Below are 23,894 nucleotides of genomic sequence, written 5' to 3'. Positions count from 1 at the left end.
AAGGAGGAGCCGACCCCTCCGCCGCCGGTGAAGCTGCCGGAGCCGCCGAAGCCCGAGCCCAAGCCCGAGCCCAAGCCCGAGCCCAAGCCCGAGCCCCCAAGCCGGAGCCGCCGAAGCCGGAACCCAAGCCCGAGCCGAAGCCGGAGCCTCCCAAGAAGGAGGAGCCGAAGCCCGAGCCGCCGAAGCAGGTGGCCGAGAAGCCGCCCGAGCCCAAGAAGGAAGAGAAAAAGCCCGACCCGCCCAAGCCGGAGCCGAAGAAGGAAGAGAAGAAGCCGGACCCCCCGAAGAAGGAGGATCCCCCGAAGCGCGACTTCTCGTCCGTCCTCAACAACGTGCTGAAGGACAAGCCGGCGGAGAAGCCCGAGCCCCCCGCCGCGCCGTCCAAGCAGATCAACGCCGCCAAGGACCGGGAGACCCGCGTGCCGACGCCCGGCACCGGCCAGGACGCCACCCTGTCCCCGGGGGAGGAGGACGCGCTGCGCCGGCAGTTCGCCGCCTGCTGGAACGTGGACGTGGGCGCCAAGGGCGTGCAGGAGATGAGCGCGGAGTTCCGGGTCTTCTTCAACCCGCAGATGGAAGTCATCGACTCCCAGTTCATCAAGGGCAGCGGCAACCTGTCCGACCCGCGGTTCCGCTCCTTCGCGGAGTCGGCCAAGCGGGCCATCGACAACCCCAGATGCAAGCGCCTGGACCTGCCGGCCGAGAAGTACGGCAACCAGGGCACCATCGTGATCAACTTCAGCCCGAGGGACATGTTCTGATGCTGGCTCTTTCCCCCATGCTTCGCCTCGGCCGCACCCTGGTGGCCGCGCTCGCGTTGCTCCTGCCCGGGGTCGCTCTCGTGCCGACGGCCCGGGCGGAACTCCGCCTCGACCTGTACAAGGGGAATCAGCAGCCGCTGCCCATCGCCGTGACCACCTTCACGGCCGACAACCCGCAGGCGGCGGCCACGGGGCAGAGCATCACCAGCGTGATCTCCGCCAACCTGGAGCGGTCGGGCCTGTTCCGCCCGCTGGACCCCAAGACCTTCCTGCAGACGCCGGAACAGCTCCGCGCCAGCCCGCTGCCGCGCTTCGCCGACTGGCGGGTGATCCAGGCCCAGGCCCTGGTGACGGGCACGGTCTCCAACCTGCCGGACGGCCGTATCCGCATCGAGTTCCGGCTGTTCGACGTGAACGCGGGCCAGCAGATGACCGGCCTCGCCTACAACGTCCAGCCGGACGGCTGGCGGCGGGCGGCGCACATCATCTCCGACGCCATCTACAAGCGCATCACCGGCGAGGACGGGTACTTCGACACCCGCGTCGTCTACATCGCCGAGTCCGGCCCGGCGACGCAGCGGGTGAAGCGCCTGGCCATCATGGACCAGGATGGGGAGAACAACCGCTTCCTGACCGACGGGCGGGTGCTGGTGCTGACGCCGCGCTTCTCCCCCTCGACCCAGGAAATCACATACCTGAGTTACTTCAACAACAGGCCTCGGGTGTATCTGTTCAATATCGACACCGGCCGGCAGGAAGTTTTGGGTGACTTCCCCGGCATGACCTTTGCCCCGCGCTTCAGCCCGGACGGCAACCGGGTCCTCATGTCGCTCGCCCAGAACGGGAACACCGACATCTACTCCCTCGACCTACGGACGCGGCGGCAGACCCGGTTGACGGACAATCCCAGCATCGACACGGCCCCGTCCTTCTCCCCCGACGGAAGTAAAATCACCTTCGAATCCGATCGCGGCGGCACCCAGCAGATTTATACGATGAATGCTGATGGCAGTGACGTGAAGCGGATTACTTTCGACAAGGGCCGCTATGGCACGCCGGTCTGGTCGCCGCGTGGGGACCTGATCGCCTTTACCCGAATTTTCGAGGGTCGTTTCTACATCGGTGTAATCCGCCCGGATGGGACGGGTGAGCGCATGCTGGCCGAGGCCTTCCATGCCGAGGGCCCCACCTGGGCCCCCAACGGCCGCGTGCTGATGTACTTCAAGGAGCGTCCGAGCGGCGACGGCGGGCGCCAGCGTACCGCCAAGCTATTCTCAATCGACTTGACAGGGTTCAACGAAAGGCAGGTCTTGACGCCGACGGATGCTTCGGACCCGGCTTGGTCGCCCTTGATTCCCTAAAGGGGTCACATTATTTTCGCATCGCAAGATCGGCGGAAAGACTTACCAGTCTTGAACATCGAGTAACGATGGCGACTGGATGATGTCCGCGCCGCTCGTGGGGCAATCTTCCGACCATAAACACACGACAGAGTCCAAGTAGGGGGTCTCAAAAACATGCGCACTCAGATTATCAGCCTGTTCGCGGCTGCGCTGCTGGTCACCGCCTGCAGCTCCAAGCCGACCGAGACGGCGACCAACACCGGCGGCGGCACCGCCACCACCGCCACCGCTCCGGCCAAGACCGGCCCGGTCCCCGGCTCCGCCGAGGACTTCGTGGTCAACGTCGGCGACCGCGTCTTCTTCGGGTTCGACCGTTTCGACCTGACCCCGGAGGCGACCGCCACCCTCGACCGCCAGGCCGCGTGGCTGAAGCAGTACCCGCAGGTCACCGTGTCCGTCGAGGGCCACGCTGACGAGCGCGGCACCCGCGAGTACAACCTGGCCCTGGGTGAGCGCCGCGCCAACGCGGTGAAGAACTACCTGACCGCCCTGGGTGTCGAGGGCGCCCGCGTCGAGGTCATCTCCTACGGTAAGGAGAAGCCCGCCGTGCTCGGTTCCAACGAGGCCGCCTGGGCCCAGAACCGCCGTGGCGTGACCGTCATCAAGTGATGACGGCCTGACCGGCCAAATGGTTGGAGGGGGGCGCCGCCGGGCAACCGGCCGGCGCCCTTCTTCTTTTTGGGGTGTGGGGCGCTCCTCCACGGGCTGCCCTGAACTGGACGACTCCTGCCAGCCATCCACCGGATTCCCGGGCACCCCCCGCTGTGTCCCCCGCGAAGGCGGGGACCCACAGTTTTTTATCCACATCCCCGTGCCGCCGTGGTCAAGGAACCGTGGACCCCCGCCTTCGCGGGGGAAGCAGGATCGGGCGGAGAATGGTTGGACCTAACCCCGCCCCCGAGTCCCGAGTGCCAACTTTGCCACACTTCTGCCGTCCGACCGTTGCACCCTTTGCGCCGCGGGCGAAGGTGGTTAACCTGCGCGCCGTCCCGTCGCCCAACTGCCGGCCCCATCCCATGACGCTCCGCCCCGCCGCCTTCCGCCGTCCCCTGATGGCCGCCGCCGTCGCCCTGTTGGCCGCCTTGCCCCTGGCGGGCGGCGCCTGGGCGCAGAGCGCGGACATGCGCGACCTGTTCAACCGGCTGGACCGGCTGGAGAACGAGATGCAGACCCTGAACCGCGAGGTCTATCGCGGCGGGGGACGCAGCGGCGGCTCGTCCGCCCCGGCGGGTGTCGCCAGCGCCAACCCCGGCGTGGTCGCCGGGCTGGAGGCGCGGATGACGACGCTGGAGAACAACATGCAGGTCCTGACCGGCCGGTACGAGGAAGCCTCGTTCCAGCTCGGCCAGATCCGTGAGCAGCTCACCAAGATGCAGCAGGACATGGACCTGCGCCTCAGCCGGCTGGAGCAGGGCCAGGGCGGCGGCCTGGGCGGCCCGCCGCCTTCCTCCGCGGCCGCGGACGCCGCGGGCCAGTCGCGGGAGCAGCTTGCCGCGGCCGGTACCACCGCGCCCAAGCCGACCCTGCCGACGGAGACCATCCCGGACGCCAGCGCCGGCACCCTTCCCGGCGGGACGGAGGCGGAGCAGTACGACTATGCCTTCAACCTGATCCGCCAGGGCGATTATGCCAACGCGGAGAAGGCCTTCGCCCAGTTCGTGAAGCTGCACCCCAACCATTCCCTGTCGGGCAACGCCCAGTACTGGTTGGGGGAGACGCTGTACGTCCGCAACAAGTTCAAGGAAGCGGCCATCGCCTTCGCCGAGGGTTTCCAGAAATACCCGAAGAGCAACAAGGCCCCGGACAACCTGCTGAAGCTGGCCATGGCCCTGGGCAACCTGAACCGCCGTGAGGACGCCTGCGCCGCGCTGGACGAGCTGAACCGCGGTTACAAGGAAGCTCCCGCCACCATCAAGCGCCGCTCCGAGCAGGAGCGTGCGCGCCTGAAGTGCAAGTAGGGGCGGAAGGTCCGGCCTCCCCTCTGACGGCCGGGGCCTTCGCCCGGCTGATGGATGCCCTTGGCCCGTTCGAGCCGCGGCCACGCGTGGCGGTGGCCCTGTCCGGCGGCTCGGACAGCTTGGCGCTGGCCTTGCTGCTGGACCGCTGGGCCCGGGACCGGGGCGGCTCGGTCCTGGCGCTCACCGTGGACCATGCGCTGCGGCCGGAGTCGGCGGCGGAGGCGCGGCAGGTGGGGCGGTGGATGGAAGCCCGTGCCATCCCCCACCGCATCCTGCGCTGGGAGGGGCCCAAGCCCGCCACGGGCATCCAGGAAGCCGCCCGCGCCGCCCGCTATGCCCTGCTGGAGCAGGCCTGCCGGGAGGAAGGGATCCTCCACCTCGCCCTTGGCCACCAGGCGGACGACCAGGCGGAAACCGTCGCCATCCGCCAGGCCCGCGACAGCGGCCCGGACGGGCTGGCGGGCATGGCCCCCATCCGGGAGCTGCGCCATGTCCGGCTGTTGCGCCCGCTGCTGGGGGTCAGGCGCGCCGCCCTGCGAACAGTCTGCGAAAAGTTCGGCCAGCCCTGGGTGGACGACCCTTCCAACCTGTCCGACCGCTACGCCCGTGGCCGCCTCCGCCTGTCGGGCCGCGTGGACACCGATCATGCCGCGATGGTCCCGGATGCCGCCCGCGACAGGGCGGGCAGGGAGGGGGAGATCGCCCGCCTGCTGGCCCGCCACGCTGCCTTCTACCCGGAAGGCTGGGTGGAGCTGGGACGGGCGGCCCTGGCGGATGCCGACCCCGGCATCGCCGAAGGGCTGCTTACCCGGCTGGTCCTTGCGGTGGGCGGCGGAACCTACCGGCCGCGGCGGGAGCGGGTCCGGGGCCTGCTGGGCCGGATGCGCGCCGATGTCACAACCAGCGGGACCCTGGGCCGCTGCCTTGTGGATGCCACAGCCGGGGGCTGGCGCGTCATGCGGGAACCGGGAGGGTCGGCCCGCCAGCCACGCTCCCCACGCATGGGGAAATGGTCTGGGACGGGCGTTTCCTGCTGCGCTGCCAAGGGGTTGCGGGTGCCGCCGTCGGCGCGTTGGGGGACAAGGGTTGGGGCCAGGTGCGGGAAAAGCTTCAAACTGTTGGGCCCCCGAACCTGCCCGCGGCGGTCCGCCGCACGTTGCCGGCAGTATGGGGGGGCGACTTGGTCCTTGCCGTACCCCATCTGAGCTATGTGTCGTCCGGAACGCTTACCGTACGGTGCGATGTTCTTCCATTTGTGCCGGAGCCGGCGGCGGGACCTCGCTTCCCTGTTGTCAGCCCCGCTGGTGAGATTATCTAATGGGAAGCTTCCCGTGTGGGAATGTGCCGACCCGGCCCGGGCGGCACGCGGGGCCCACGGGTCGGTGACGAAAGGTCCGCGACGTGAACAACTTCGGTAAGAACCTGGCGCTCTGGATCATCATCGGGCTGCTGCTGGTGGCCCTGTTCAACCTGTTCCAGACGTCGTCCACCCGGACGCCCCAATCCAGCTTCGCGTACAGCGACCTGCTGAACGAAGTGGACAAGGGCAACGTGGGCTCGGTCACCATCAAGGGCAACCAGGTGTCCGGCACGCTCAGCAACGGACAGGCCTTCTCCACCTACGTGCCGCCCGGCGCGGATCTGGTGAACCGCCTGACCGAGAAGAGCGTGCGCGTGAACGCGGTTCCGGAGGAGGGGCCCAACACCCTGTTCCAGATCCTGCTCAGCTGGTTCCCCATGCTGCTGCTGATCGGCGTCTGGGTCTTCTTCATGCGCCAGATGCAGTCCGGCGGCGGCAAGGCCATGGGCTTCGGCAAGTCCCGCGCCCGCCTGCTGACGGAGAAGGTGGGCCGCGTCACCTTCGACGACGTGGCCGGCATCGACGAGGCCAAGCAGGAGCTTGAGGAGATCGTCGAGTTCCTGAAGGACCCGCAGAAGTTCCAGCGCCTTGGCGGCAAGATCCCCAAGGGCGTGCTGCTGGTGGGCCCGCCGGGTACCGGCAAGACCCTGACCGCCCGGGCGGTCGCGGGTGAGGCGAACGTGCCCTTCTTCACCATCTCCGGCTCGGACTTCGTGGAGATGTTCGTGGGCGTCGGCGCCAGCCGCGTGCGCGACATGTTCGAGCAGGGCAAGAAGAACGCCCCCTGCATCATCTTCATCGACGAGATCGACGCCGTCGGCCGCCACCGTGGCGCCGGCCTGGGCGGCGGCAACGATGAGCGTGAGCAGACCCTGAACCAGCTGCTGGTGGAGATGGACGGCTTCGAGGCGAACGAGGGCGTCATCCTCATCGCCGCCACCAACCGGCCGGACGTGCTGGACCCGGCGCTGCTGCGCCCCGGCCGCTTCGACCGCCAGGTGGTCGTCCCGAACCCCGACGTGCTGGGCCGCGAGAAGATCCTGAAGGTCCACATGCGCAAGGTGCCGCTGGCGCCGGACGTGGACGCCAAGATCATCGCCCGCGGCACCCCCGGCTTCAGCGGCGCCGACCTGGCCAACCTGGTCAACGAGGCGGCCCTGCTGGCGGCCCGCGCCGGCAAGCGGGTCGTGGGCATGGCCGAGTTCGAGGCCGCCAAGGACAAGGTCATGATGGGCGCCGAGCGGCGGTCCATGGTGATGACCGAGCAGGAGAAGAAGCTGACCGCCTACCATGAGGCGGGCCATGCCCTGGTCGGCCTGCACATGCCGGCCAGCGACCCCCTGCACAAGGTCACCATCATCCCCCGCGGCCGGGCCCTGGGCGTGACCATGAACCTGCCGGAGCGGGACAAGTACACCTACTCCAAGGTCGAGCTGGAGAGCCGGCTGGCCATGATGTTCGGCGGCCGCGTGGCGGAGGAGCTGGTCTTTGGGCCGGAGGCGGTAACCACCGGCGCCGGCAACGACATCCAGCAGGCCACCAACATGGCCCGCCGGATGGTCACGGAGTTCGGCATGTCCGACAAGCTGGGCCGGGTGCGCTACAGCGCCAACGAGCAGGAGGTGTTCCTGGGCCACAGCGTGACCCAGCAGCAGAACATGTCGGAGGCGACGGCCAACCTGATCGACCAGGAGGTCCGCCGCATCATCGAGGAGGCCGAGGGCCACGCCCGCCGCATCCTGACCACCGAGCGCGACGGGCTGGAGAAGATCACCCTGGCCCTGCTGGAGTACGAGACCCTGTCCGGCGACGAGGTCCGCGCCCTGCTGCGGGGTGAGGCCATCGTCCGCACCGATCCCCCGGCCCGCCCGCCGGAGGCCAAGGCGGAGCCGCCCAAGTCGGGCCGTCGCTCCTCCGTCCCCACCTCGGGCAAGGAGTCCGGCGGCTTCGAGCCGGAGCCCCAGCCGGGCGTGTGACGCGCGAGGCTGTGCCGTAAAGACGAAGGCCCCCGGGGAAGCCCGGGGGCCTTTTTCGTTGGTCGTGGAATGATGGCTTTAGCATTTACATCCGGCTTCCGTGTATCAGCGCTGAAGAGTTCCTGAGGTTTGCTCTTCCTGCTTCTCCTGCGAAAGCAGGAGCCCACGGTTTTTGACCCGGTAAACACGGCATCTGGGATTTAAGAACTGTGGGCCCCTGCTTTCGCAGGGGGAGCACTGGGGGTGGCTACGAGCGGCTCTCAATTACCTGAGCGCCTACACGCATTCACTGAGATGATGCCCCCCTCACGTCCCCGCCGCCACCAAGCTCCGTGACGACCGCAGGAACAGCCGGTCACAGGCCCCCAGCACGTCCACCAGGAAAGCCATGTCGGCGGGGCAGCGGCGCCGGCTGTGGACCGAGCCGCCGCCCCAATCGTCGGCATAGAACACGTAGTCCCGGCCCTCCAGGCTGAATTCCAGCCGTTGGCCCGCCGCCACATAGGCCTGGTCCTGGATGCGCCCCGCCCGGTTTTCCCGAAGCATCTGCCACAGCAGGAAGAAGGGGATGGCATAGCCGAAATCCGGCAGTCGGACCGAGGGCTCCCCGTCCGCTGCCACCAGGAAGTCGAAAGGGAAGCGCTCTGTCCCGTTGAGGAAGCGGCGCGTCCTGGCCATGTCGCAGGCCCCTTCCAGGTCGCCGAACCCGCCCTGGTCTGTCTTGTCCGCGACCATCGTCATCCCCCGGTTGCATGCGGGCAGATCAGATGCCCCGGGGGCCGGAACGTCAACCATCCGGTCGTATATCGTCCAGCAAGTCCGCCAGATAACTGTCCGGGTCGCCCAGGAACCGCTTGTAGACCCGGGCGTGCGGCGTGGAGCGCCAGTCCCGCGGGCTGATCCCCTCCTCGTCGAACCACAGCAGTCGCGCCCCCGGCACCGCCATCAGGATGGGGGAGTGGGTGGCCAGGATCACTTGGCAGGCCTTGGACTGCCCCATGGCATGCAGGATGCGCAGGAAGGCCAGCTGCCGGGTGGGCGACAGGGCCGCCTCCGGCTCGTCGAACAGGTAGATGCCCGGCCGCTTGCCCACCGTCTCGAACACGGCCATGAAGGCTTCCCCATGGGAACGGGCATGCAGGCTCTGCCCGCCGAACCGCTCCAGCCAGTCCGGCCCCCGGCGGTCCAGCGTGTCGGCGAAGCCGGACAGGCTCTCCGCCCGCAACAGGAAGCCGTCCGTGACCCTGGTCGACCAGGAAAAGCGCATGGCCTGGGTCAGCGGCTTCACGTCAACCGACTCCGGCTCGTCATACCAATGGTCGCGGTTGCCCCCTTCCATGGCGAAGCCGCAATGGAGTGCGATGGCCTCCAGCAGGGTGGACTTGCCCGACCCGTTCTCCCCCGCGAAGATCGTGACCGGGGTGGTCAATTCCAGCGCCAGCCCGCCGCGCAGGTAGGGCAGGGTGAAGGGATAGCGGTCCCCGCCCCCCGCCGGGGGGCAGGCCAGCCGGACGTTGCGCAGGAACGGGGCGGGGGTGCCGCGGGACATGGGCGGGACTCGGTTGGGGGACACCGGTCAGGCTAACCGTCCTGTGAGCCGGGCCGCAAGCGGCCGAACCTTTGCCTGCCCTTCCCGCTGGGCTACGGTGGGGAATCACGGCCGTCCCAACCCGCCCGGTGCCATGACCCCAACACCCCTCCCGCGACCCGCCCGCCCCGCCGACCTCTATCTGCGCCCCGCGGGGCTGCTCTCAGGCACGACGGCGGAGGAGGCCGTGGTGGCGGGGCAGGCGGCGTGGCTGGCCGGCGGCCCCTATGCCTTCCCCCTGGTGGAACTGGCGGTGCGGGAGCGGGAAGCCACGGCCCGCGCGCTGATGCCTACGGCGGAGGTGGAGGGTTGGGCCGCGGCGCTGGGCGACGGCTTCGCGGCCCGGGCGCGGCGGCTGCTGTTCGATGCCATCACCCCGCGGCCCGCCTGGGCCGGGCTGGGGCTGGACCGGCCGTTGGTGATAGGCGTGGTCAACGTGACGCCGGACAGCTTCTCCGACGGCGGCGACCATGCCGACCCGGCCGCCGCCGTCGCCCATGGCCTGTCCCTGATGCAAGCGGGGGCGGACATCCTGGACGTGGGCGGCGAGTCCACCCGTCCCGGCGCCGATCCGGTGGACCCGGAAGAGGAGTTGGCCCGAACCCTGCCCGTCGTGCGCGGGCTGGTGGAGAAGGGGGCCGTCGTCTCCATCGACACCCGCCATGCCCGGGTGATGGGGGCGGCGCTGGAGGCCGGCGCCCGCATCGTCAACGATGTCACTGCCCTGACCGGCGACCCGGACAGCCTGCCCCTGGTGGCCAAGGCCGGCTGCCCCGTGGTGCTGATGCACATGGTGGGGAACCCGCGCACCATGCAGCAGGACCCGCGCTACCACGACGCCGCCCTCGACGTGTTCGACGCCCTGGAGGAGCGGGTGGAGGCGGCACGCCATGCCGGCATCCCGCCGAGCCGTATCGCCGTGGACCCCGGCATCGGCTTTGGCAAGACGGTGGAGCACAACCTGCACCTGCTCCGTCACGCCGCCCTGTTCCATGGCCTGGGCTGCCCCATCCTGGTGGGCGTCAGCCGCAAGCGCTTCATCGGCGCCCTGTCCCGCGGGGAACCACCGAAGCAGCGGCTGGGGGGCTCCCTGGCGGCGGGGCTGGCGACGCTGGGGCAGGGAGCGCAGATCCTGCGGGTGCATGACGTGCCGGAAACGGCCCAGGCGCGTTCCGTCTGGGCAGCATTGCAGGGCTGACGCGGGCACCCGCCGGTGTCCCATGGTGCCGCGGGGCCGGCGTGCTATAAACGGCTTAAGCCGGATAATCGAATAATTTGCGGGGATTTTTAGGAAATGGGTCGTAAGCTTTTCGGCACCGACGGCATCCGCGGGACCGCCAACACCGAACCCATGACGGCGGAGACGGCCCTGAAGGCCGCCATGGCCGCCGCGTTGCAGTTCCGCCGTGGCAGCCACCGGCATGTGGTGGTCATCGCCAAGGATACCCGCCTGTCCGGTTACATGCTGGAACCGGCGCTCGCCGCTGGCTTCACCTCCATGGGCATGGACGTGGTGATGGTGGGCCCCATGCCCACCCCGGCCGTGGCCATGCTGACCCGCTCCATGCGGGCGGATCTGGGGGTGATGATCTCCGCCTCCCACAACCCGTACCAGGACAATGGCATCAAGCTGTTCGGCCCCGACGGGTACAAGCTGTCGGATGAGATCGAGGCAGAGATCGAGGCGCGCATGGCGCAGCCCTTCGGCCCCGACTTGGCCGCCCCCGGCGCCCTGGGCCGTGCCCAGCGGATGGAGGACGCGTCCGGCCGCTATATCGAGGTGGTGAAGTCCAGCTTCCCCCGCGACCTGCGGCTGGACGGGCTGAAGGTGGTGGTGGATTGCGCCAACGGCGCCGCCTACAAGGTGGCGCCCCGGGTGCTGTATGAGCTGGGGCGGAGGTGGTCCCCCTCGCCGTCGCACCCAACGGCACCAACATCAACGCCCAGTGCGGCGCCACCCACACGGAGGCCATGCGCGCCGCCGTGGTGGCTCATGGCGCCCATATCGGCATCGCCCTGGACGGCGACGCCGACCGGCTGATCCTGGCGGATGAGACGGGAACCCAGATCGACGGCGACCAGATCATGGCCCTGATCGGCGCCTCCTGGGCGGAGGACGGGCGCCTGCGCGGCGGCGGCGTGGTGGCCACCGTCATGTCCAACATGGGCATGGAACTGCACCTGCGCGGCAAGGGCCTGACCCTGGAGCGCACCCCCGTGGGCGACCGCTATGTGGTGGAGCGCATGCGCCAGCAGGGCTTCAACGTGGGCGGGGAGCAGTCCGGCCACGTGGTCCTGTCCGACTTCGCCACCACGGGCGACGGGCTGCTGGCAGCCCTGCAGGTGCTGGCCTGCGTCAAGCGGGCGGGCCGGCCGGCGTCGGAAGTGTTGAAGGTCTTCACCCCGCTGCCGCAGCTCCTGAAGAACGTGCGCTACGATGCCTCCTCCGGTGTGAAGCCGCTGGACGCGGCCCCGGTCCAGGCCGCCATCAAGGCGGGTGAGGGAAAGCTGGCCGAACGCGGCCGGGTGCTGATCCGCAAGTCCGGCACCGAGCCCCTGATCCGCGTCATGGCGGAGGGGGAGGACGAGGCGCTGGTCCGCACGGTTGTGGACGACATCTGCGCCGCGGTGGAGGCGGCCGCCAAGGCCCCGGCCCAGGCGGCGGAGTAACAGGGGGAGACTGCCGTGAAGGGGCGCGTCCTGATCATCGCCGGGTCCGACAGCGGGGGTGGCGCCGGCATCCAGGCGGACATCAAGGCGGTCACCGCCCTGGACGGTTATGCCATGACCGCCATCACCGCCCTGACCGCCCAGGACACACGCGGCGTCCATGGCGTGCTGCCGGTGCCGCTGGACTTCATCCGGCAGCAGATCCGCCTGGTGCTGGACGATCTGGGCGCCGACGCGGTGAAGACCGGGATGCTCGCCACCTCCGACGTGATCGAGACGGTGGCCGCCGGCATCGCCGCCTTGGGCGGCCGGGTGCCCATCGTGGTGGACCCGGTCATGGTGGCCAAGGGCGGGCATGCCCTGCTTGACCCGCACTCCGTCGGGACCGTCACCACCCGCCTGCTCCCCCTGGCCGACCTGCTGACCCCCAACGCCCGGAGGCGGAGGCCCTGACCGGCCTGCCCGTCCGCGACCTGGACAGCATGCGCGCCGCCGCCGCCAAGCTGCGGGAACTGGGCGCCAAGGCCGTGTTGATGAAGGGCGGCCATATCGATGGGGCGGAGGTCACCGACCTGCTGGTCACCGCCGCGGGTGAGCATGTCTGGGCCAGCCCGCGGGTGGAGACAAGGCACACCCACGGCACCGGCTGCACCCTGGCCTCCGCTATCGCCTGCGGCCTGGCCCAGGGGCTGGGGATGGCCGACTCGGTGGACCGGGCCCGGCGTTATGTGGGGGAGGCGCTGCGGACCGCCCCCGGCTATGGCCACGGCCATGGTCCCCTGAACCACAGCCACACGGTGCGCCCCTTCCCATGAGCGACAAGAACAAGCCCAAGAGCCTGGCCGAGGTCCGCGCCCCCTATGAGGCGACCGACTATGTCGCCATGGACGGCAAGAAGAAGGTGGTCGCCCGCGTCCACCGCATGAACCCCGACCTGGACGCCTTGCTGGAACGCCACGGGGCGGCGGAGGCCATCTTCGTCACCGCCTGGAACCCCCGCAGCCAGGTGAAGCCCAAGGCGGAGAACGACGCCGCCCACGCCCGCCTCCAGGAGATCCTGGAGGAGGAGGATCTGGAGTTCCTGCCCCATGAGGGCCGGTCCCAGACCGGCGACTGGGCCGAGCAGGGTTTCCTCGTCCTCGACCTGCCACCCCTGGACGCCCTGGCCCTGGCGGAGATGTTCGGCCAGAACGCCATCGTCTGGCAGCCCTTGGGCCAACCGGCCCACGTGCTGTTCACGCGGCTGGCGGTGGAGTGAGGGCCGTTCCCCCCTCTTCGTCCTGGCGCGCCTTCCCCGCTTTGCGCCGTTGGGCTCGACGTCACACGGGTGATGGGAACCCTGGCGCGGATCAAGCGCCGGTGATGGGGGCCGGACAGGCTTGACCCGCCTCCAGGCAACTGGAAGCGGGCCAACCCGCTGCTCAAGGCTTCGAAATCCCAAGGCTCGCCGCGATATGCGGCGGGACGTCACCGCCAGGCCAGTTGTCCAGCATCCACCGCAAGGCGGTGATCGCCTCCTTGTGGGCCAGGACCAACTCGTCCACCAGCTTGGAGCGGTCGAGTTCCTGCAGCCTTGGGATGAGCCGGCCTGTCGGTACCTTGGCAGGCCGCCCATCGGGGCCGGAGCCCCACAGGTATTCGGGCTGCATCTCATCCTTGCGGCCCGTCACCACATGGGGATACAGGCCTTGCACCTCATGGGCCAACAACATCGGCCGTTCGCTGCCCTCCGGCTCGTCGATCATCCGGCCCTGGTGGACCGGCAGGCGGGCAAGCCGCGCACAGGCACCTGACGCCTCGCCCGACAGCGCTTTGGCCCGGTAGTCGGAAACGGAATTGTAGCTCGTGGTCGCACCCGAAATGGTGATGCTGCCGGCCGTCGCGGTTCCCCCGCCGTTGGTGTCATAGAAGCCGATGAGGATCCCGGCCGTGGGCCTGCCCAAGTAGAGCTGGTCCGTCAGTTCTGCCATCCCGTAGTCGCGGCTGAACTCCCAACCCCGCCCCATGGTCCCGGCGGACGTCGTCTTGCGGACCATCAGGGAACCATCCTGCAACCCCATGCCCTGCTGGGCGGTTACCTGCTGTGCGGTCAGTTGCGGGGTGGTCACCTGCGGCGCGGTGAAGGTACCCGTGCGCTGGGTTATGTTCCCGTTCGCTTGCAGGTTGAGGGTGTGCAGGCATCCCGCGGCGGCGACTTGTGGCTGTCCGGCCGATTGGTCGATCTCAACCGACAGGTTCGTGAACGCATTGCCGGCGACCACCAGGTCGTGGTCGGCAGTCGAGGTCTTGATGCCGATCCGGTTGCTCGGGGAAGCGTTCCCGTTCCGGAAGGCATTGCCGGTGATGCAGACGCCTTGGCTGCCCGCGGGCCCGCTGAAATCGATCGCCGTCGCGTCGTCAAGCACTTCGAACTTGCACCCGGAGATGCTGGCACCTTCGATGATACCGGCTTTCCTGATGCAGAAACCCGTATGTCCTTCGAAGTAGCTGCCGACGATGGACACGCCTCGGCAAGCGCCAAGGACGATGCCCGTGGTATTCGGCTGAGGGCCCGTGGAGATGTCACAGCTCACGAAGGAATGGCCTGAACCCGTGACATAGAAGCCATTGCGGCCGGCACTGCGGCAATTGATGGCTGTCAACGCGTTTGGGTTGTCATTGCCCATGTAGAGCGCGAAGCTGTCCATGTCTGCACCCGCGCTGTCGCCCATGGTGCAGTTCAAGAGTGTATTGCAATAGCTGTACTGGTAATAGATCCCTGCCCGGACGGTACCACCTGGCAGCGCCGTCTGGCGCCACCGTCCGGAAACGGACATCCGCTCCACCAGCCATTCCACGGCATGCTCCATGAGCAGGCCATGGTCGTAGGCGTGGATATGCAACGGGTTGACGATCCAGGTTCCTCCCGTCCAGCTGATGCCGCGGGTTGACGTGATGGCGCCGACGGCTCCCCCCCTGGCGACCCAATCCCGGTAATTCGTCGTCTTGATGATGGCCAGCCCAGGCTCGCTCGGGGTCGCGGTCCCGACCAGGACGACGCTCCCGCCGGCACGCATGGCGACATTGCTGACCCCCGTCAGGTCCAACTCACGGAGCCGATAGAAGCCCTGTGGCCAGAACAGCTCCCGCCCGAAGTCCGGACCACCCTGCTTCGCCCAGGCAACCGCGTTTGCCAGAAAGGGCGCCAAGTCTGTGGTGTTTGTGTTGTTCCGTATGCCGGGGTGCAATTGGGATGGGATGAAGTCCAGCACGCTGGTCGACTCGCCCAGGACGGCTTGCAGCTTGCGTGCTTCCAAGCCCCCGGAAGCCTGGTGGAAGACGTTTTCTGTCGTCGTGCAGACACTCCCCGGCGTGAAGCTGGTTGGCTTGCCCTCCGCGTCGGTGCCGAGGATGCGCATGGGCGACGGCACCCCGCCGCTGAAGTGCTGGCGTAACGCCATCTCTCCCAATCGCTGGACTTCCAGGGCCGAGGCCCCTGCGCCAACCCTTTCGATCCGAAGCCGATCATTGGCACCGATCTGGTCAGGGGTGATCTCCGGCAGGTCAGAAATCGACGGCCAATCAATACAGGTCATAATTTCCCCCAGATACTATGATTGTTTCACTCACTGGGGGAGGGTACGTATATCATATTCCATATGTCTAGTTTTAAGATCATACAATTGGGTTGCTGCTCCTTCCCCGAGATAGGTTTGGGCAGAGACTCGTTGCAATGGAACGTGACCAACCTGTCCTCGTCACACCAACGCCGCCTCGACGCTCAGCGGGCTGTCCAGCAGGGTGGCCAGGGGGCGCAGGCCTTGTTCCAGCGTCTCCGCCCGGTCCACGGAGCAAAGGCAGACGCGGACGGCGTTCGGCACCTCTGCCTTGCCGGCGGCGAAGGCGTCGGCGGGGGTGACCTTGACCCCTTGTTCCAGCAGGGCGCGGGCGAAGGCGTCGCGGCGCCAGCTTTCCGGCAGGGTCAGCCACAAATGGGTCACGGCAGGGTCGGAGCCGCCCAGCCGGTTGCCCAGGATGCTACGGGCCAGGGCCTGCCGCTCCGCCACCAGACCGCGGCGGCGCTCGGCGATGCGCAGGGCCTCACCGCTCTCGATCAGTTCCGCCGTCACCACGGCACCCAAATGGGCGGGGGTCAGGATGGTGGCGCGGGTCACGGCGGCCAGCCGGTCCAGCAGGGGGCGGGGGGCGATGACGTAGCCGGTGCGCAGGCCGGGGAACAGGCTTTTCGACACGCTGCCGATATGGATGGTCACCTCCGGCGCCAGTTCCGCCAGGGTCGGCTCCCGCGTGCGGGCCAGGAAGCCGTAGACGTCATCCTCCACGATGACCAGCCCCAGCCGCCGGGCAACGGCGGCAATGGCCTCCCGCCTTGCCCGGGGCATGGTGGCGGTGGTGGGGTTCTGCAGGGTGGGCATGCAATACAGGGCATGGGCGCCGTGGCCGCGGGCCGCCTGTTCCAGCGCGTCGGGCAGGATGCCGTCCCCGTCCATGGCCACCGGCACCAGCCGCAGGCCCAGTTGCAGGGCCAGGGTCTTGATCCCGGGATAGGTCACCTGCTCCACCAGCAGCACGTCCCCTGGCCGGGTGGTGGCCGACAGGGCGGCGTGCATGGCGCCCTGGCCGCCGGTGGTCAGCAGCACCTGGTCCTCCGGCACCGACAGGCCGGACGTCGCCTCCGCCCAGGCGGCGATGGCGGCGCGCAGCCGCTGCGGCCCTTGCGGCGGCTGGTAGCCCATCAGGGACAACAGGTCTCCCCGCCCGGCCACCGCCTGCACCGCATCCCGCAGGCTGTCGGCGTCTGGCCACAGGGCGGTGGCGTTGACGGACAGGTCGATGATCCCGCCGGGTAGCGTCTCCACCGCCCCCTCATTGATCCGCCGCGGGTCGCGCACGAAGGTGCCGCGCCCCACCTCCCCCCGATCAGGCCTTGCCGCTCCGCCTCCTGGTAGGCGCGGGTGACGGTGCCGACCGTGACCTTCAGGGTCCAGGCCAGGTCCCGGTGGGTGGGCAGGCGGGTGCCGGGCGGCAGGGTGCCGTTGCGGATGTCATCATGCAGGGCCGTGGCGATGGCCCGGTACAAGGGGCCGGGCCGACCTGACAGATCCGGTTTCCAGGGAGCGATGGGGATGCTTGTCATGGGGACAATGTTCCGTTTGACCGGATATGGGGCCCAGTGTAGCCGGATTGTACCCGCAGCACAACGCCACAAACAGCGGTGAGCATACGTGCAGCGGTAATTGTACCAGTACAATTTCAGGCAGGGCTCCCATGATCCCCCAGGATGTCCCCCTTCATCCCCACAACCGCATCGACACGGCACCCCTTACCTTGACCGGGCGGCATGTGCGGTTGGAGCCCCTGCGGGCGGAGCATGCGGCGACGCTGGCGGAGATCAGCGCGGATACGGACGTCTTCCGCTGGTACCCCGCCCCGGTGCGGGACCGGGCGGGCATGGAGGCCTGGGTTGCCCTGGCCCTGGCGGAGCAGCAGCAGGGCAAGGCCTTGCCCTTCGTCACCGTCGATGTGGCCACCGCCGCCATCGCCGGCTCCACCCGTTTCGGGGCCATCGACAGGGCCAACTGGCGGGCGGAGATCGGCTGGACCTGGCTCGCCCCCCGCTTCCAGCGCACGCCCCTGAACACGGAAGCCAAGTTCCTGATGCTTGCCCACGCCTTCGAGGGCTGGGGCTGCACCCGGGTGGAGTTCAAGACCGACCACATGAACGCCAAGTCCCGCGCCGCCCTGGCCCGGATCGGCGCGGTGGAGGAGGGGACCTTCCGCAACCACATGGTCCGCGCCGACGGCACCCTGCGGCACAGCGTCTATTTCTCGATCACCGACCGGGAGTGGGCGGGGGTGAAGGCCCGGCTGCTCGCGATGCTCGACCGCCCCTGACCGACTGGAGACAGACATGCCCCGCCTTCCCCTGTACCAGGTGGACGCCTTCGCCGAGCGTCCCTTCACCGGCAACCCGGCAGCGGTGGTGCCGCTGGACTCCTGGCTGCCCGACGGGCTGATGCAGGCCATCGCCCTGGAGAACAATTTGTCGGAGACTGCCTTCCTGGTGCCGGAGGGCGATGGGCTGTGGGGCCTGCGTTGGTTCACGCCGGAGGTGGAGGTGGACCTTTGCGGCCACGCGACCCTGGCCTCCGCCTTCGTCCTGTCCACCATCCTGCACCCCGGGCTGGAACGGATGCGCTTCCGCACCGTGAAGGCGGGGGAGCTGGGCGTGACGCGGGACGGCGACGTCTTCACCCTCGACTTCCCCAGCCGCCCGCCGCAGCCGGTGGAGGTGCCCGCTTCCCTGGTCCCCGCCCTGGGCGGCCCGGCCCCGCAGGCGGTGCTGGCCTCCCGCGACTACTTCGTCGTCTATGAGACGGCGGACCAGGTCCGGGCCCTGGCGCCCAATTTCTTCGACCTGGCCGGTGTGGACCGCATGGTCATCGTCACCGCCCCCGGCGGCGGGCCGGACGGGGACGTGGATTTCGTCTCCCGCTTCTTCGCGCCGAAGGAAGGCATCCCGGAGGACCCGGTCACCGGCTCCGCCCACTGCACCCTGATCCCCTATTGGGCGGAGAAGCTGGGCAAGACCCGGCTGGAGGCGCGGCAGGTTTCCGCCCGGTCCGGGCGGCTGCACTGCGCGCTGGAGGGCGACCGGGTGAAGATCGGCGGCCGGGGCGTGCTGTACCTGGAAGGCAGCATCCATGTCTGACCTGGTCCCCTTGCCGGTCCTGGCCGGCTTCGCGGCCCTGTGCCTGGGCATGGTGCTGACGCCGGGGCCCAACATGGCCTACCTGGTCTCCCGCTCCGCCTGCCAGGGGCGGGCGGCCGGGCTCGTGTCCCTGGCTGGCGTCGGGGTGGGGTTCTGCGTCTTCCTGCTGCTGACGGTGGGCGGGTTGACGGCCATGCTGGCGACCTATCCCGTGGCGTTCGAGATGATCCGCTGGGCGGGGGCCGCCTATTTGGGCTGGCTGGCCTGGAATGCCTTGAGACCCGGCGGGCAATCCCCCTTCCAGGTGCGGGACCTGGCCCCGGACAGCCCGCGGCGCCTGTTCACCATGGGGCTGCTGACCAACCTGCTGAACCCCAAGGCGGCGCTGCTCTACCTTTCCCTGCTGCCCCAGTTCATCGACCCCGGCCGCGGTTCCGTCCTGGCCCAGGGCCTGCTGCTGGGCGCGGTGCAGATGACCATCAGCCTGTCGGTCAATGCCTGCTACGTGCTGGTGGCGGGGGAGGTGGCGCGTTTCCTCACCGGCCGGCCTTTCTGGGCCAAGGTGCAGCGCATGGTCATGGGCTCCGTCCTGGCCGGGCTGGCCGTCCACATGGCGGTGAGCCGGTGAGGGAAGGGATGTTAGAGACGATCCGCGAGGAACGCCGCGCCGACGGCTTTCTCGCCTCCACCGACCGGGACCGGCTGGACTTCGCCCGCATCCACGCATGGCTCAGCGGCAGCTACTGGTCGCCGGGCATCGCGCGGGAGCGGGTGGAGCGGGCCGCCCGCCACGCCTTGCCCATCGGCCTCTACGCCCCCGATGGCGTGCAGGCCGGCTACTGCCGCGTCATCACCGACCGGGCCACCTTCGCCTACCTGGCCGATGTCTGGGTGGACGATGCCTGGCGGGGCCGGGGCTTGGGCAAGTTCCTGGTGGGCTTTGCCTTGTCCGACCCGGAGTTGCAGGACCTGCGGCGCTGGATGCTGTTCACGGCGGATGCCCACGGCCTGTACCGCCAGTTCGGCTTCGGCCCGCTCGCGGACCCGTCGCGGGTCATGGTCCGGCCGGGTCCCCGTATTTAAGCCGCTCCATGGCAGGCTTCCGGCCGACACGCCAAGTGCTCAGCTTTCACTGCCCGAAGCCACCGAAACCATTTGCGTCTCTCCCAACTGTAACGCTGTTGTCAACGGTCAGAATCAATCAGCTTCTTACCGTTCTCAATTAGGGAGAGGAGATCTTCCAAATCAATAGTTGCTGAACAAATTCCACCATGAAAACAAATTTCTATCACATTATTGTCAGACAAGCCCATGTCGAGAAGAATTGCGCTGTCATGGACGAGTTCGAAGACGGCGTGCTGCCGTTTAATGTCGGTTGTTTTGCGCCATAGTGCGTTTCTTGAGATATCCATGCTTGGCTCATTCCCGCGTTAAGGTTCATTTCGGCCAACATGGCAACCCCATGGAGCCGTCACAAGCCTTTATGCTTGACCCTACACACAGGCCTGTTTGTCAGGATGGGTGTTTGGGGCGCGGTCGATGGCTTGTGCACCCGTTCGGCTTCGGCCCGCTGGCGGACCCGTCGCGGGCCATGGTGCGGCCGGGTCCCCGTATTTAAGCCGCTCCATGGCAGGCTTCCGGCCGACACGCCAAGTGCTCAGCTTTCACTGCCCGAAGCCACCGAAACCATTTGCGTCTCTCCCAACTGTAACGCTGTTGTCAACGGTCAGAATCAATCAGCTTCTTACCGTTCTCAATTAGGGAGAGGAGATCTTCCAAATCAATAGTTGCTGAACAAATTCCACCATGAAAACAAATTTCTATCACATTATTGTCAGACAAGCCCATGTCGAGAAGAATTGCGCTGTCATGGACGAGTTCGAAGACGGCGTGCTGCCGTTTAATGTCGGTTGTTTTGCGCCATAGTGCGTTTCTTGAGATATCCATGCTTGGCTCATTCCCGCGTTAAGGTTCATTTCGGCCAACATGGCAACCCCATGGAGCCGTCACAAGCCTTTATGCTTGACCCTACACACAGGCCTGTTTGTCAGGATGGGTGTTTGGGGCGCGGTCGATGGCTTGTGCACCCGTTCGGCTTCGGCCCGCTGGCGGACCCGTCGCGGGCCATGGTGCGGGCGGGCCCCGTCGCCTGACCGTCGGGATGCTTTCTGTCCGAACATTAACCCACGCGTGCAATATTACTGGGTTTACCCCGAAAGGAGATTTCAGCAAGATAGCGGCCGCTTTCCCGCGCCCGATTCCGCCGATGCGCGGACCGGTCGTGCCGGGGTCCAGGAGCTTGGGTCGGGGACGTGGACGGCAAATCGCTGATCGGCACCGTCGAGACGGTCTATGAGCTTCACAGCTTCCACGGCGACACGTGGCTGCTGGTGAAGGACAGCCCTGACCTGCGGCAGCTTGAGCCTTCCGCCGCCCTGCTGGTGCAGCGGAACGAGGTGGACGGCATCCGGCTCGTCCGGCGGATGGATTACCGGGACCACGGCTTCTCCACCACCGTCACCATGGTGAAGCGCCTGCGCTCCGGCGTGCAGGAAACGGACCCCCTGGCCCGCGCCAACCCGGGCCGCGACGCCTCCTGGTGCGACAAGCCGGAGGATCTGCTGGGCGACGTGCAGCGCCAAGTGATGCGCGCCTTCCTGGCCAAGTACCTGGACGAGCGCCGCCTGACCCCGCTGGAGGTGTTGACCTACGAGGTGCATGCAAAGGCCCTGGACAATGCCGGCACCACCCTCCAGGGCGCGCTCCAGCGCATCGCCAGCGTGCAGGTGCGCGGCACCAAGCAGACCGCCGTCGCCCGCATGAAGGAACTGATGGCGGTGATCGAGGCCGGCGTCACCAAGCTGCTCCAGGCCTCCCGCAACAACCCCCCGCCGCCCATCCCGGCAGACGGGCTGCTGGCCCTGTCCAAGACCCTCGGCAACGGGCCCGAGGTGGGGCTGAAGCTCTGCCGGGCCGTGGCCCACCACTTGGCCGACGCCAAGACCTGGACGGAGAAGCTGGACCGGCTGTTCCGCCTCTGGGCCCCCGACCTGACGGTGCGGGAGATGCGGGTGCTGGACAGCATCGGGGCCGAGATCCTGGCCTCCCCCTCGCCCTGAAGGAGCTGGCGGGGGAGGAGAAGACCCGCATGGACCTGGTGCTGAAGGCCATCGACCTCTATGTCGGCAACCTGGCCAAGCCCGGCAGCGCCACGGAGCACCCGGGCGGCATCAAGGCCCTGTCCACCCTGCTGTCCCGGGGTGTGCTGCCCCGTTCCCTGGCGGAGCTGCGCCAGGGCCTGCTGCGCCACCTGCATGCCCGCCTGCCGCTGCGCAGCGACCGCGGCCTGCGGGATGAGATGAAGGCGACGGTGGAGGTGCTGCATTACCTTCGCGCCAACGCCCCCGGCCTGGCCCGGGACGAGGAGGTCTTGGAGGCGCTCGCTTCCCGCGCCGACCGGCTGATCCAGCCCGAGTCCATGGCGGAGCTGATCGCCGGCACCCGCAGCGTGGTGACCAAGGCGGAGATCGTCCTGTCCCTGGCGGAAGAGGCGCCGGGTGAGCCGCCGAAGGCCAAGATCGCCCCCTACCTGCGCAGCTTCATCGTGCCGGAGGACATCATCCGGGAGCAGGGAAGCCGGATGGAAGCCATCAAGACGCTGACCGGCCTCGCCCGCCGCATCGCCCAATCCGGCATGCCCACGGCGCACCGGCGGGAGATGGTGGAGATCCTGGACGCCGCCATCTTCGAGTCCATCCGGACGGAAATCCTGGCCAACCAGTCCATCCCCTACACGGACCGGATCATCGCCATCGTCCGCCTCTGCTCCGGCCTGCCGGAGGGGCGGGCCCGCCAGCTCGCCTCCGACCAACTCACCCAGGCGCTGAAGCGGCCGGAATTCATCCTGAACTACCTGGAACGCTTCCCCGGCGCCGGCGAACGCCGCGACGCCTACTTCAAGCTGTGCAACGCCATGATGGAATCGGGGCTGGTGGAACGGTCCCTGATCCCGACGGCGGCGTGAGGGTGGCTGCATCGTAATAAAGTGTCGCACCCAGCCCGCGCATGGCAGAAATCTGTCTGGGGTAGGGCTTCTGGCGATTGACGCCCAACACAACTTTCCATACGGTCGGCGGCGGGTCACGCCCCCCAACGGGGCGCTACTATTCTGGAAGGAATAGCCATATGCTGGCTCCGCCGAAGCCCGCGGTTCGCCCCGCGAATCCGCAATTCTCGTCCGGCCCCTGCGCCAAGCGCCCGGGCTGGACCATCGAGGCGCTCAAGGGCGCCCTGGTCGGCCGCTCCCACCGCTCCAAGCCCGGCAAGGCCAAGCTGGAGCAGGTGATCTCCCTCTCCAAGGAAATCCTGGGCATCCCCGCGGACTACCGCGTCGGCATCGTGCCCGCCTCCGACACCGGCGCCGTAGAGATGGCCCTGTGGTCCCTGCTGGGGGCCCGCGGCGTGGACATGCTGGCCTGGGAAAGCTTCGGCAAGGACTGGGTCACCGACGTGGTGAAGCAGTTGAAGCTGCAGGACGTGCGCAGCCTGACCGCCGGCTATGGCGCGCTGCCCGACCTGGCCCAGGTCGATTTCAGCCGCGACGTGGTCTTCACCTGGAACGGGACCACCTCGGGCGTGCGGGTGCCCAACGGCGACTGGATCGCTGACGACCGCGAGGGGCTGACCATCTGCGACGCCACCTCCGCCACCTTCGCCATGGACCTGCCCTGGCAGAAGCTCGACGTGGTCACCTGGTCCTGGCAGAAGGTGCTGGGCGGGGAGGCGGCCCACGGCATGCTGGTGCTGAGCCCCCGCGCCGTCGCCCGGCTGGAGAGCTACAAGCCCGCTTGGCCGCTGCCGAAGATCTTCCGCATGACCAAGGACGGCAAGGTCGTCGAGGGCATCTTCAAGGGGGAGACGATCAACACCCCCTCCATGATCGCGGTGGAAGACGCCATCGACGGCCTGACCTGGGCCAAGTCGGTGGGCGGGCTGGAGGGGCTGGTCGCCCGCTCCGAGTCCAACCTGAAGGCCGTGGCCGACTGGGTGGCGAAGACGGATTGGGTTGACTTCCTGCCGGTGGACCCGGCCACCCGCTCCTGCACCTCCATCTGCCTGAAGATCGTGGACCCGGCGGTCACCGCCCTCCCGGCCGAGGCGCAGGCCGAGGTGGCGAAGAAGCTGACCGGCCTGCTGGAGAAGGAAGGGGTCGCGCTGGACGCCGCCTCTTACCGCGACGCGCCCCCGGGCATCCGCATCTGGGGCGGCGCCACCGTGGAGAACGCCGACATCCAGGCCTTGCTGCCCTGGCTGGACTGGGCCTTCGCCCAGGTGAAGCCGGCTTGAGCCTTTTGCATCCGCTGACCTGACCCGATCGCCGGGGACCCCCTCACCCTCCCGCTGCGCGGGCCCCTCCCTCTCCCCGTCGGGGAGAGGGGGCTTGTCGGCCCCACCGCGATTTCCCCC

Annotated in this window: 21 protein-coding genes and 3 pseudogenes; 17 read left to right on the top strand and 7 right to left on the bottom strand. The window is 68.3% G+C overall.

Annotated elements, in window-relative coordinates:
- The first annotated feature begins 188 nt into the window (after positions 1 to 188).
- The 6 genes from HHL28_RS18675 (at position 189) to ftsH (ending at position 7,458) form a co-directional block, all read left to right on the top strand.
- Positions 189 to 761 carry a hypothetical protein gene (locus HHL28_RS18675; protein ID WP_404325604.1) on the top strand — a complete coding sequence of 191 codons (573 nt, stop codon included), beginning with the start codon at positions 189 to 191 and terminating at the stop codon, positions 759 to 761.
- Positions 761 to 2,122 carry a Tol-Pal system beta propeller repeat protein TolB gene (gene tolB / locus HHL28_RS11305; RefSeq protein ID WP_404325603.1) on the top strand — a complete coding sequence of 454 codons (1,362 nt, stop codon included), beginning with the start codon at positions 761 to 763 and terminating at the stop codon, positions 2,120 to 2,122. Before HHL28_RS18675 ends, tolB begins: the two co-directional genes overlap by 1 nt.
- Positions 2,123 to 2,278: 156 nt before the next feature.
- The gene (gene pal, locus HHL28_RS11300; protein ID WP_075771838.1) at positions 2,279 to 2,773 is read left to right on the top strand and encodes a peptidoglycan-associated lipoprotein Pal; all 495 of its coding nucleotides are present in this window, start codon (positions 2,279 to 2,281) and stop codon (positions 2,771 to 2,773) included.
- Positions 2,774 to 3,180: 407 nt separating this feature from the next.
- Entirely contained in the window at positions 3,181 to 4,122 is a 942-nt protein-coding gene (gene ybgF / locus HHL28_RS11295; RefSeq protein ID WP_083699213.1) for a tol-pal system protein YbgF, read from the top strand.
- Between the two features lie 50 nt (positions 4,123 to 4,172).
- Positions 4,173 to 5,327, top strand: a complete 1,155-nt coding sequence (gene tilS, locus HHL28_RS11290) for a tRNA lysidine(34) synthetase TilS (RefSeq protein ID WP_169655145.1) — start codon at positions 4,173 to 4,175, stop codon at positions 5,325 to 5,327.
- A gap of 196 nt (positions 5,328 to 5,523) precedes the next feature.
- The gene (ftsH, locus tag HHL28_RS11285) at positions 5,524 to 7,458 is read left to right on the top strand and encodes an ATP-dependent zinc metalloprotease FtsH (RefSeq protein ID WP_075771836.1); all 1,935 of its coding nucleotides are present in this window, start codon (positions 5,524 to 5,526) and stop codon (positions 7,456 to 7,458) included.
- A gap of 306 nt (positions 7,459 to 7,764) precedes the next feature.
- Here ftsH and HHL28_RS11280 read toward each other — a convergent pair whose 3' ends face one another.
- Together HHL28_RS11280 and HHL28_RS11275 are read right to left on the bottom strand one after the other, a co-directional pair.
- A complete protein-coding gene (locus HHL28_RS11280; RefSeq protein WP_169655143.1) occupies positions 7,765 to 8,199 on the bottom strand; it encodes a hypothetical protein in 435 nt (144 codons plus the stop codon).
- A gap of 46 nt (positions 8,200 to 8,245) precedes the next feature.
- Positions 8,246 to 9,007, bottom strand: coding sequence for an AAA family ATPase (locus HHL28_RS11275; RefSeq protein ID WP_083699212.1), 762 nt, complete (start codon positions 9,005 to 9,007; stop codon positions 8,246 to 8,248).
- 133 nt (positions 9,008 to 9,140) lie between these two features.
- Between HHL28_RS11275 and folP the strand changes: the two genes are divergently transcribed.
- The 4 genes and pseudogenes from folP to HHL28_RS11255 all read left to right on the top strand — a co-directional run bounded on the left by folP (position 9,141) and on the right by HHL28_RS11255 (position 12,974).
- Positions 9,141 to 10,244: a dihydropteroate synthase gene (gene folP, locus HHL28_RS11270; protein WP_075771834.1), complete on the top strand. Its 1,104-nt coding sequence runs from the start codon at positions 9,141 to 9,143 to the stop codon at positions 10,242 to 10,244.
- A gap of 96 nt (positions 10,245 to 10,340) precedes the next feature.
- Positions 10,341 to 11,716 (top strand): annotated as a pseudogene (gene glmM / locus HHL28_RS11265) (phosphoglucosamine mutase).
- Positions 11,717 to 11,731: 15 nt separating this feature from the next.
- Positions 11,732 to 12,531: pseudogene (thiD, locus tag HHL28_RS11260) on the top strand (bifunctional hydroxymethylpyrimidine kinase/phosphomethylpyrimidine kinase).
- On the top strand, positions 12,528 to 12,974 hold the full coding sequence (locus HHL28_RS11255) for a DUF3293 domain-containing protein (protein ID WP_075771831.1): 447 nt from the start codon (positions 12,528 to 12,530) through the stop codon (positions 12,972 to 12,974). Before thiD ends, HHL28_RS11255 begins: the two are co-directional and overlap by 4 nt.
- Positions 12,975 to 13,137: 163 nt before the next feature.
- Here the strand turns inward: HHL28_RS11255 and HHL28_RS11250 are convergent, their stop codons facing one another.
- From HHL28_RS11250 to HHL28_RS18670, 3 genes and pseudogenes are all read right to left on the bottom strand, one after another.
- Complete coding sequence (locus HHL28_RS11250; RefSeq protein ID WP_169655141.1) at positions 13,138 to 15,291, bottom strand: right-handed parallel beta-helix repeat-containing protein; 2,154 nt, start codon at positions 15,289 to 15,291, stop codon at positions 13,138 to 13,140.
- A gap of 162 nt (positions 15,292 to 15,453) precedes the next feature.
- A complete protein-coding gene (locus tag HHL28_RS11245) occupies positions 15,454 to 16,626 on the bottom strand; it encodes an aminotransferase-like domain-containing protein (protein WP_404325602.1) in 1,173 nt (390 codons plus the stop codon).
- Positions 16,627 to 16,691: 65 nt separating this feature from the next.
- Positions 16,692 to 16,853 (bottom strand): annotated as a pseudogene (locus tag HHL28_RS18670) (GntR family transcriptional regulator); the annotation flags it as partial.
- 131 nt (positions 16,854 to 16,984) lie between these two features.
- On the opposite strand from HHL28_RS18670, the gene HHL28_RS11240 reads away from it, so the two are divergent.
- From HHL28_RS11240 to HHL28_RS11225, 4 genes are read left to right on the top strand one after another with little or no spacing between them, the layout of a single operon-like run.
- On the top strand, positions 16,985 to 17,611 hold the full coding sequence (locus HHL28_RS11240; protein ID WP_075771828.1) for a GNAT family N-acetyltransferase: 627 nt from the start codon (positions 16,985 to 16,987) through the stop codon (positions 17,609 to 17,611).
- 16 nt (positions 17,612 to 17,627) lie between these two features.
- Entirely contained in the window at positions 17,628 to 18,428 is an 801-nt protein-coding gene (locus HHL28_RS11235) for a PhzF family phenazine biosynthesis protein (RefSeq protein ID WP_075771827.1), read from the top strand.
- Complete coding sequence (locus HHL28_RS11230; protein WP_075771826.1) at positions 18,421 to 19,056, top strand: LysE family translocator; 636 nt, start codon at positions 18,421 to 18,423, stop codon at positions 19,054 to 19,056. Before HHL28_RS11235 ends, HHL28_RS11230 begins: the two co-directional genes overlap by 8 nt.
- An 8-nt stretch (positions 19,057 to 19,064) precedes the next feature.
- Positions 19,065 to 19,511: a GNAT family N-acetyltransferase gene (locus HHL28_RS11225; protein WP_075771825.1), complete on the top strand. Its 447-nt coding sequence runs from the start codon at positions 19,065 to 19,067 to the stop codon at positions 19,509 to 19,511.
- 101 nt (positions 19,512 to 19,612) lie between these two features.
- On the opposite strand, the gene HHL28_RS11220 is transcribed toward HHL28_RS11225, so the two are convergent.
- Together HHL28_RS11220 and HHL28_RS11215 are read right to left on the bottom strand one after the other, a co-directional pair.
- Positions 19,613 to 19,840 (bottom strand): hypothetical protein, encoded by a 228-nt coding sequence (locus HHL28_RS11220; protein ID WP_169655137.1) that lies wholly within the window; start codon positions 19,838 to 19,840, stop codon positions 19,613 to 19,615.
- Between the two features lie 307 nt (positions 19,841 to 20,147).
- Entirely contained in the window at positions 20,148 to 20,375 is a 228-nt protein-coding gene (locus HHL28_RS11215) for a hypothetical protein (RefSeq protein ID WP_169655137.1), read from the bottom strand.
- Between the two features lie 365 nt (positions 20,376 to 20,740).
- On the opposite strand from HHL28_RS11215, the gene HHL28_RS18665 reads away from it, so the two are divergent.
- The 3 genes from HHL28_RS18665 to HHL28_RS11205 all read left to right on the top strand — a co-directional run bounded on the left by HHL28_RS18665 (position 20,741) and on the right by HHL28_RS11205 (position 23,774).
- Complete coding sequence (locus HHL28_RS18665) at positions 20,741 to 21,547, top strand: hypothetical protein (RefSeq protein WP_404325599.1); 807 nt, start codon at positions 20,741 to 20,743, stop codon at positions 21,545 to 21,547.
- A 29-nt stretch (positions 21,548 to 21,576) separates the two neighbouring features.
- Positions 21,577 to 22,452, top strand: a complete 876-nt coding sequence (locus tag HHL28_RS18660; RefSeq protein WP_404325597.1) for a hypothetical protein — start codon at positions 21,577 to 21,579, stop codon at positions 22,450 to 22,452.
- Between the two features lie 161 nt (positions 22,453 to 22,613).
- Complete coding sequence (locus HHL28_RS11205) at positions 22,614 to 23,774, top strand: phosphoserine transaminase (RefSeq protein ID WP_075771823.1); 1,161 nt, start codon at positions 22,614 to 22,616, stop codon at positions 23,772 to 23,774.
- The last annotated feature ends 120 nt before the right edge of the window (positions 23,775 to 23,894 follow it).

It is taken from the genome of Aerophototrophica crusticola (assembly GCF_012913305.1).
In the GTDB taxonomy this organism is placed as follows: domain Bacteria; phylum Pseudomonadota; class Alphaproteobacteria; order Azospirillales; family Azospirillaceae; genus Niveispirillum; species Niveispirillum crusticola.
The sequence above is the reverse complement of the archived record's forward strand: the minus strand, read 5'-3'. Positions and strand labels throughout refer to the sequence as shown.

Coding starts and splice junctions, on each gene's coding strand:
- folP (WP_075771834.1), top strand. CDS start 9,141: ATGACCCCAACACCCCTCCCGCGACCCGCCCGCCCCGCCGACCTCTAT.
- HHL28_RS11280 (WP_169655143.1), bottom strand. CDS start 8,199: ATGACGATGGTCGCGGACAAGACAGACCAGGGCGGGTTCGGCGACCTG.
- HHL28_RS11205 (WP_075771823.1), top strand. CDS start 22,614: ATGCTGGCTCCGCCGAAGCCCGCGGTTCGCCCCGCGAATCCGCAATTC.
- HHL28_RS11215 (WP_169655137.1), bottom strand. CDS start 20,375: ATGGATATCTCAAGAAACGCACTATGGCGCAAAACAACCGACATTAAA.
- HHL28_RS11230 (WP_075771826.1), top strand. CDS start 18,421: ATGTCTGACCTGGTCCCCTTGCCGGTCCTGGCCGGCTTCGCGGCCCTG.
- tilS (WP_169655145.1), top strand. CDS start 4,173: ATGGATGCCCTTGGCCCGTTCGAGCCGCGGCCACGCGTGGCGGTGGCC.
- ybgF (WP_083699213.1), top strand. CDS start 3,181: ATGACGCTCCGCCCCGCCGCCTTCCGCCGTCCCCTGATGGCCGCCGCC.
- HHL28_RS11225 (WP_075771825.1), top strand. CDS start 19,065: ATGTTAGAGACGATCCGCGAGGAACGCCGCGCCGACGGCTTTCTCGCC.
- HHL28_RS11275 (WP_083699212.1), bottom strand. CDS start 9,007: ATGTCCCGCGGCACCCCCGCCCCGTTCCTGCGCAACGTCCGGCTGGCC.
- HHL28_RS11255 (WP_075771831.1), top strand. CDS start 12,528: ATGAGCGACAAGAACAAGCCCAAGAGCCTGGCCGAGGTCCGCGCCCCC.
- HHL28_RS11250 (WP_169655141.1), bottom strand. CDS start 15,291: ATGACCTGTATTGATTGGCCGTCGATTTCTGACCTGCCGGAGATCACC.
- HHL28_RS18660 (WP_404325597.1), top strand. CDS start 21,577: ATGGACCTGGTGCTGAAGGCCATCGACCTCTATGTCGGCAACCTGGCC.
- HHL28_RS11240 (WP_075771828.1), top strand. CDS start 16,985: ATGATCCCCCAGGATGTCCCCCTTCATCCCCACAACCGCATCGACACG.
- HHL28_RS11235 (WP_075771827.1), top strand. CDS start 17,628: ATGCCCCGCCTTCCCCTGTACCAGGTGGACGCCTTCGCCGAGCGTCCC.
- pal (WP_075771838.1), top strand. CDS start 2,279: ATGCGCACTCAGATTATCAGCCTGTTCGCGGCTGCGCTGCTGGTCACC.
- tolB (WP_404325603.1), top strand. CDS start 761: ATGCTGGCTCTTTCCCCCATGCTTCGCCTCGGCCGCACCCTGGTGGCC.
- HHL28_RS11220 (WP_169655137.1), bottom strand. CDS start 19,840: ATGGATATCTCAAGAAACGCACTATGGCGCAAAACAACCGACATTAAA.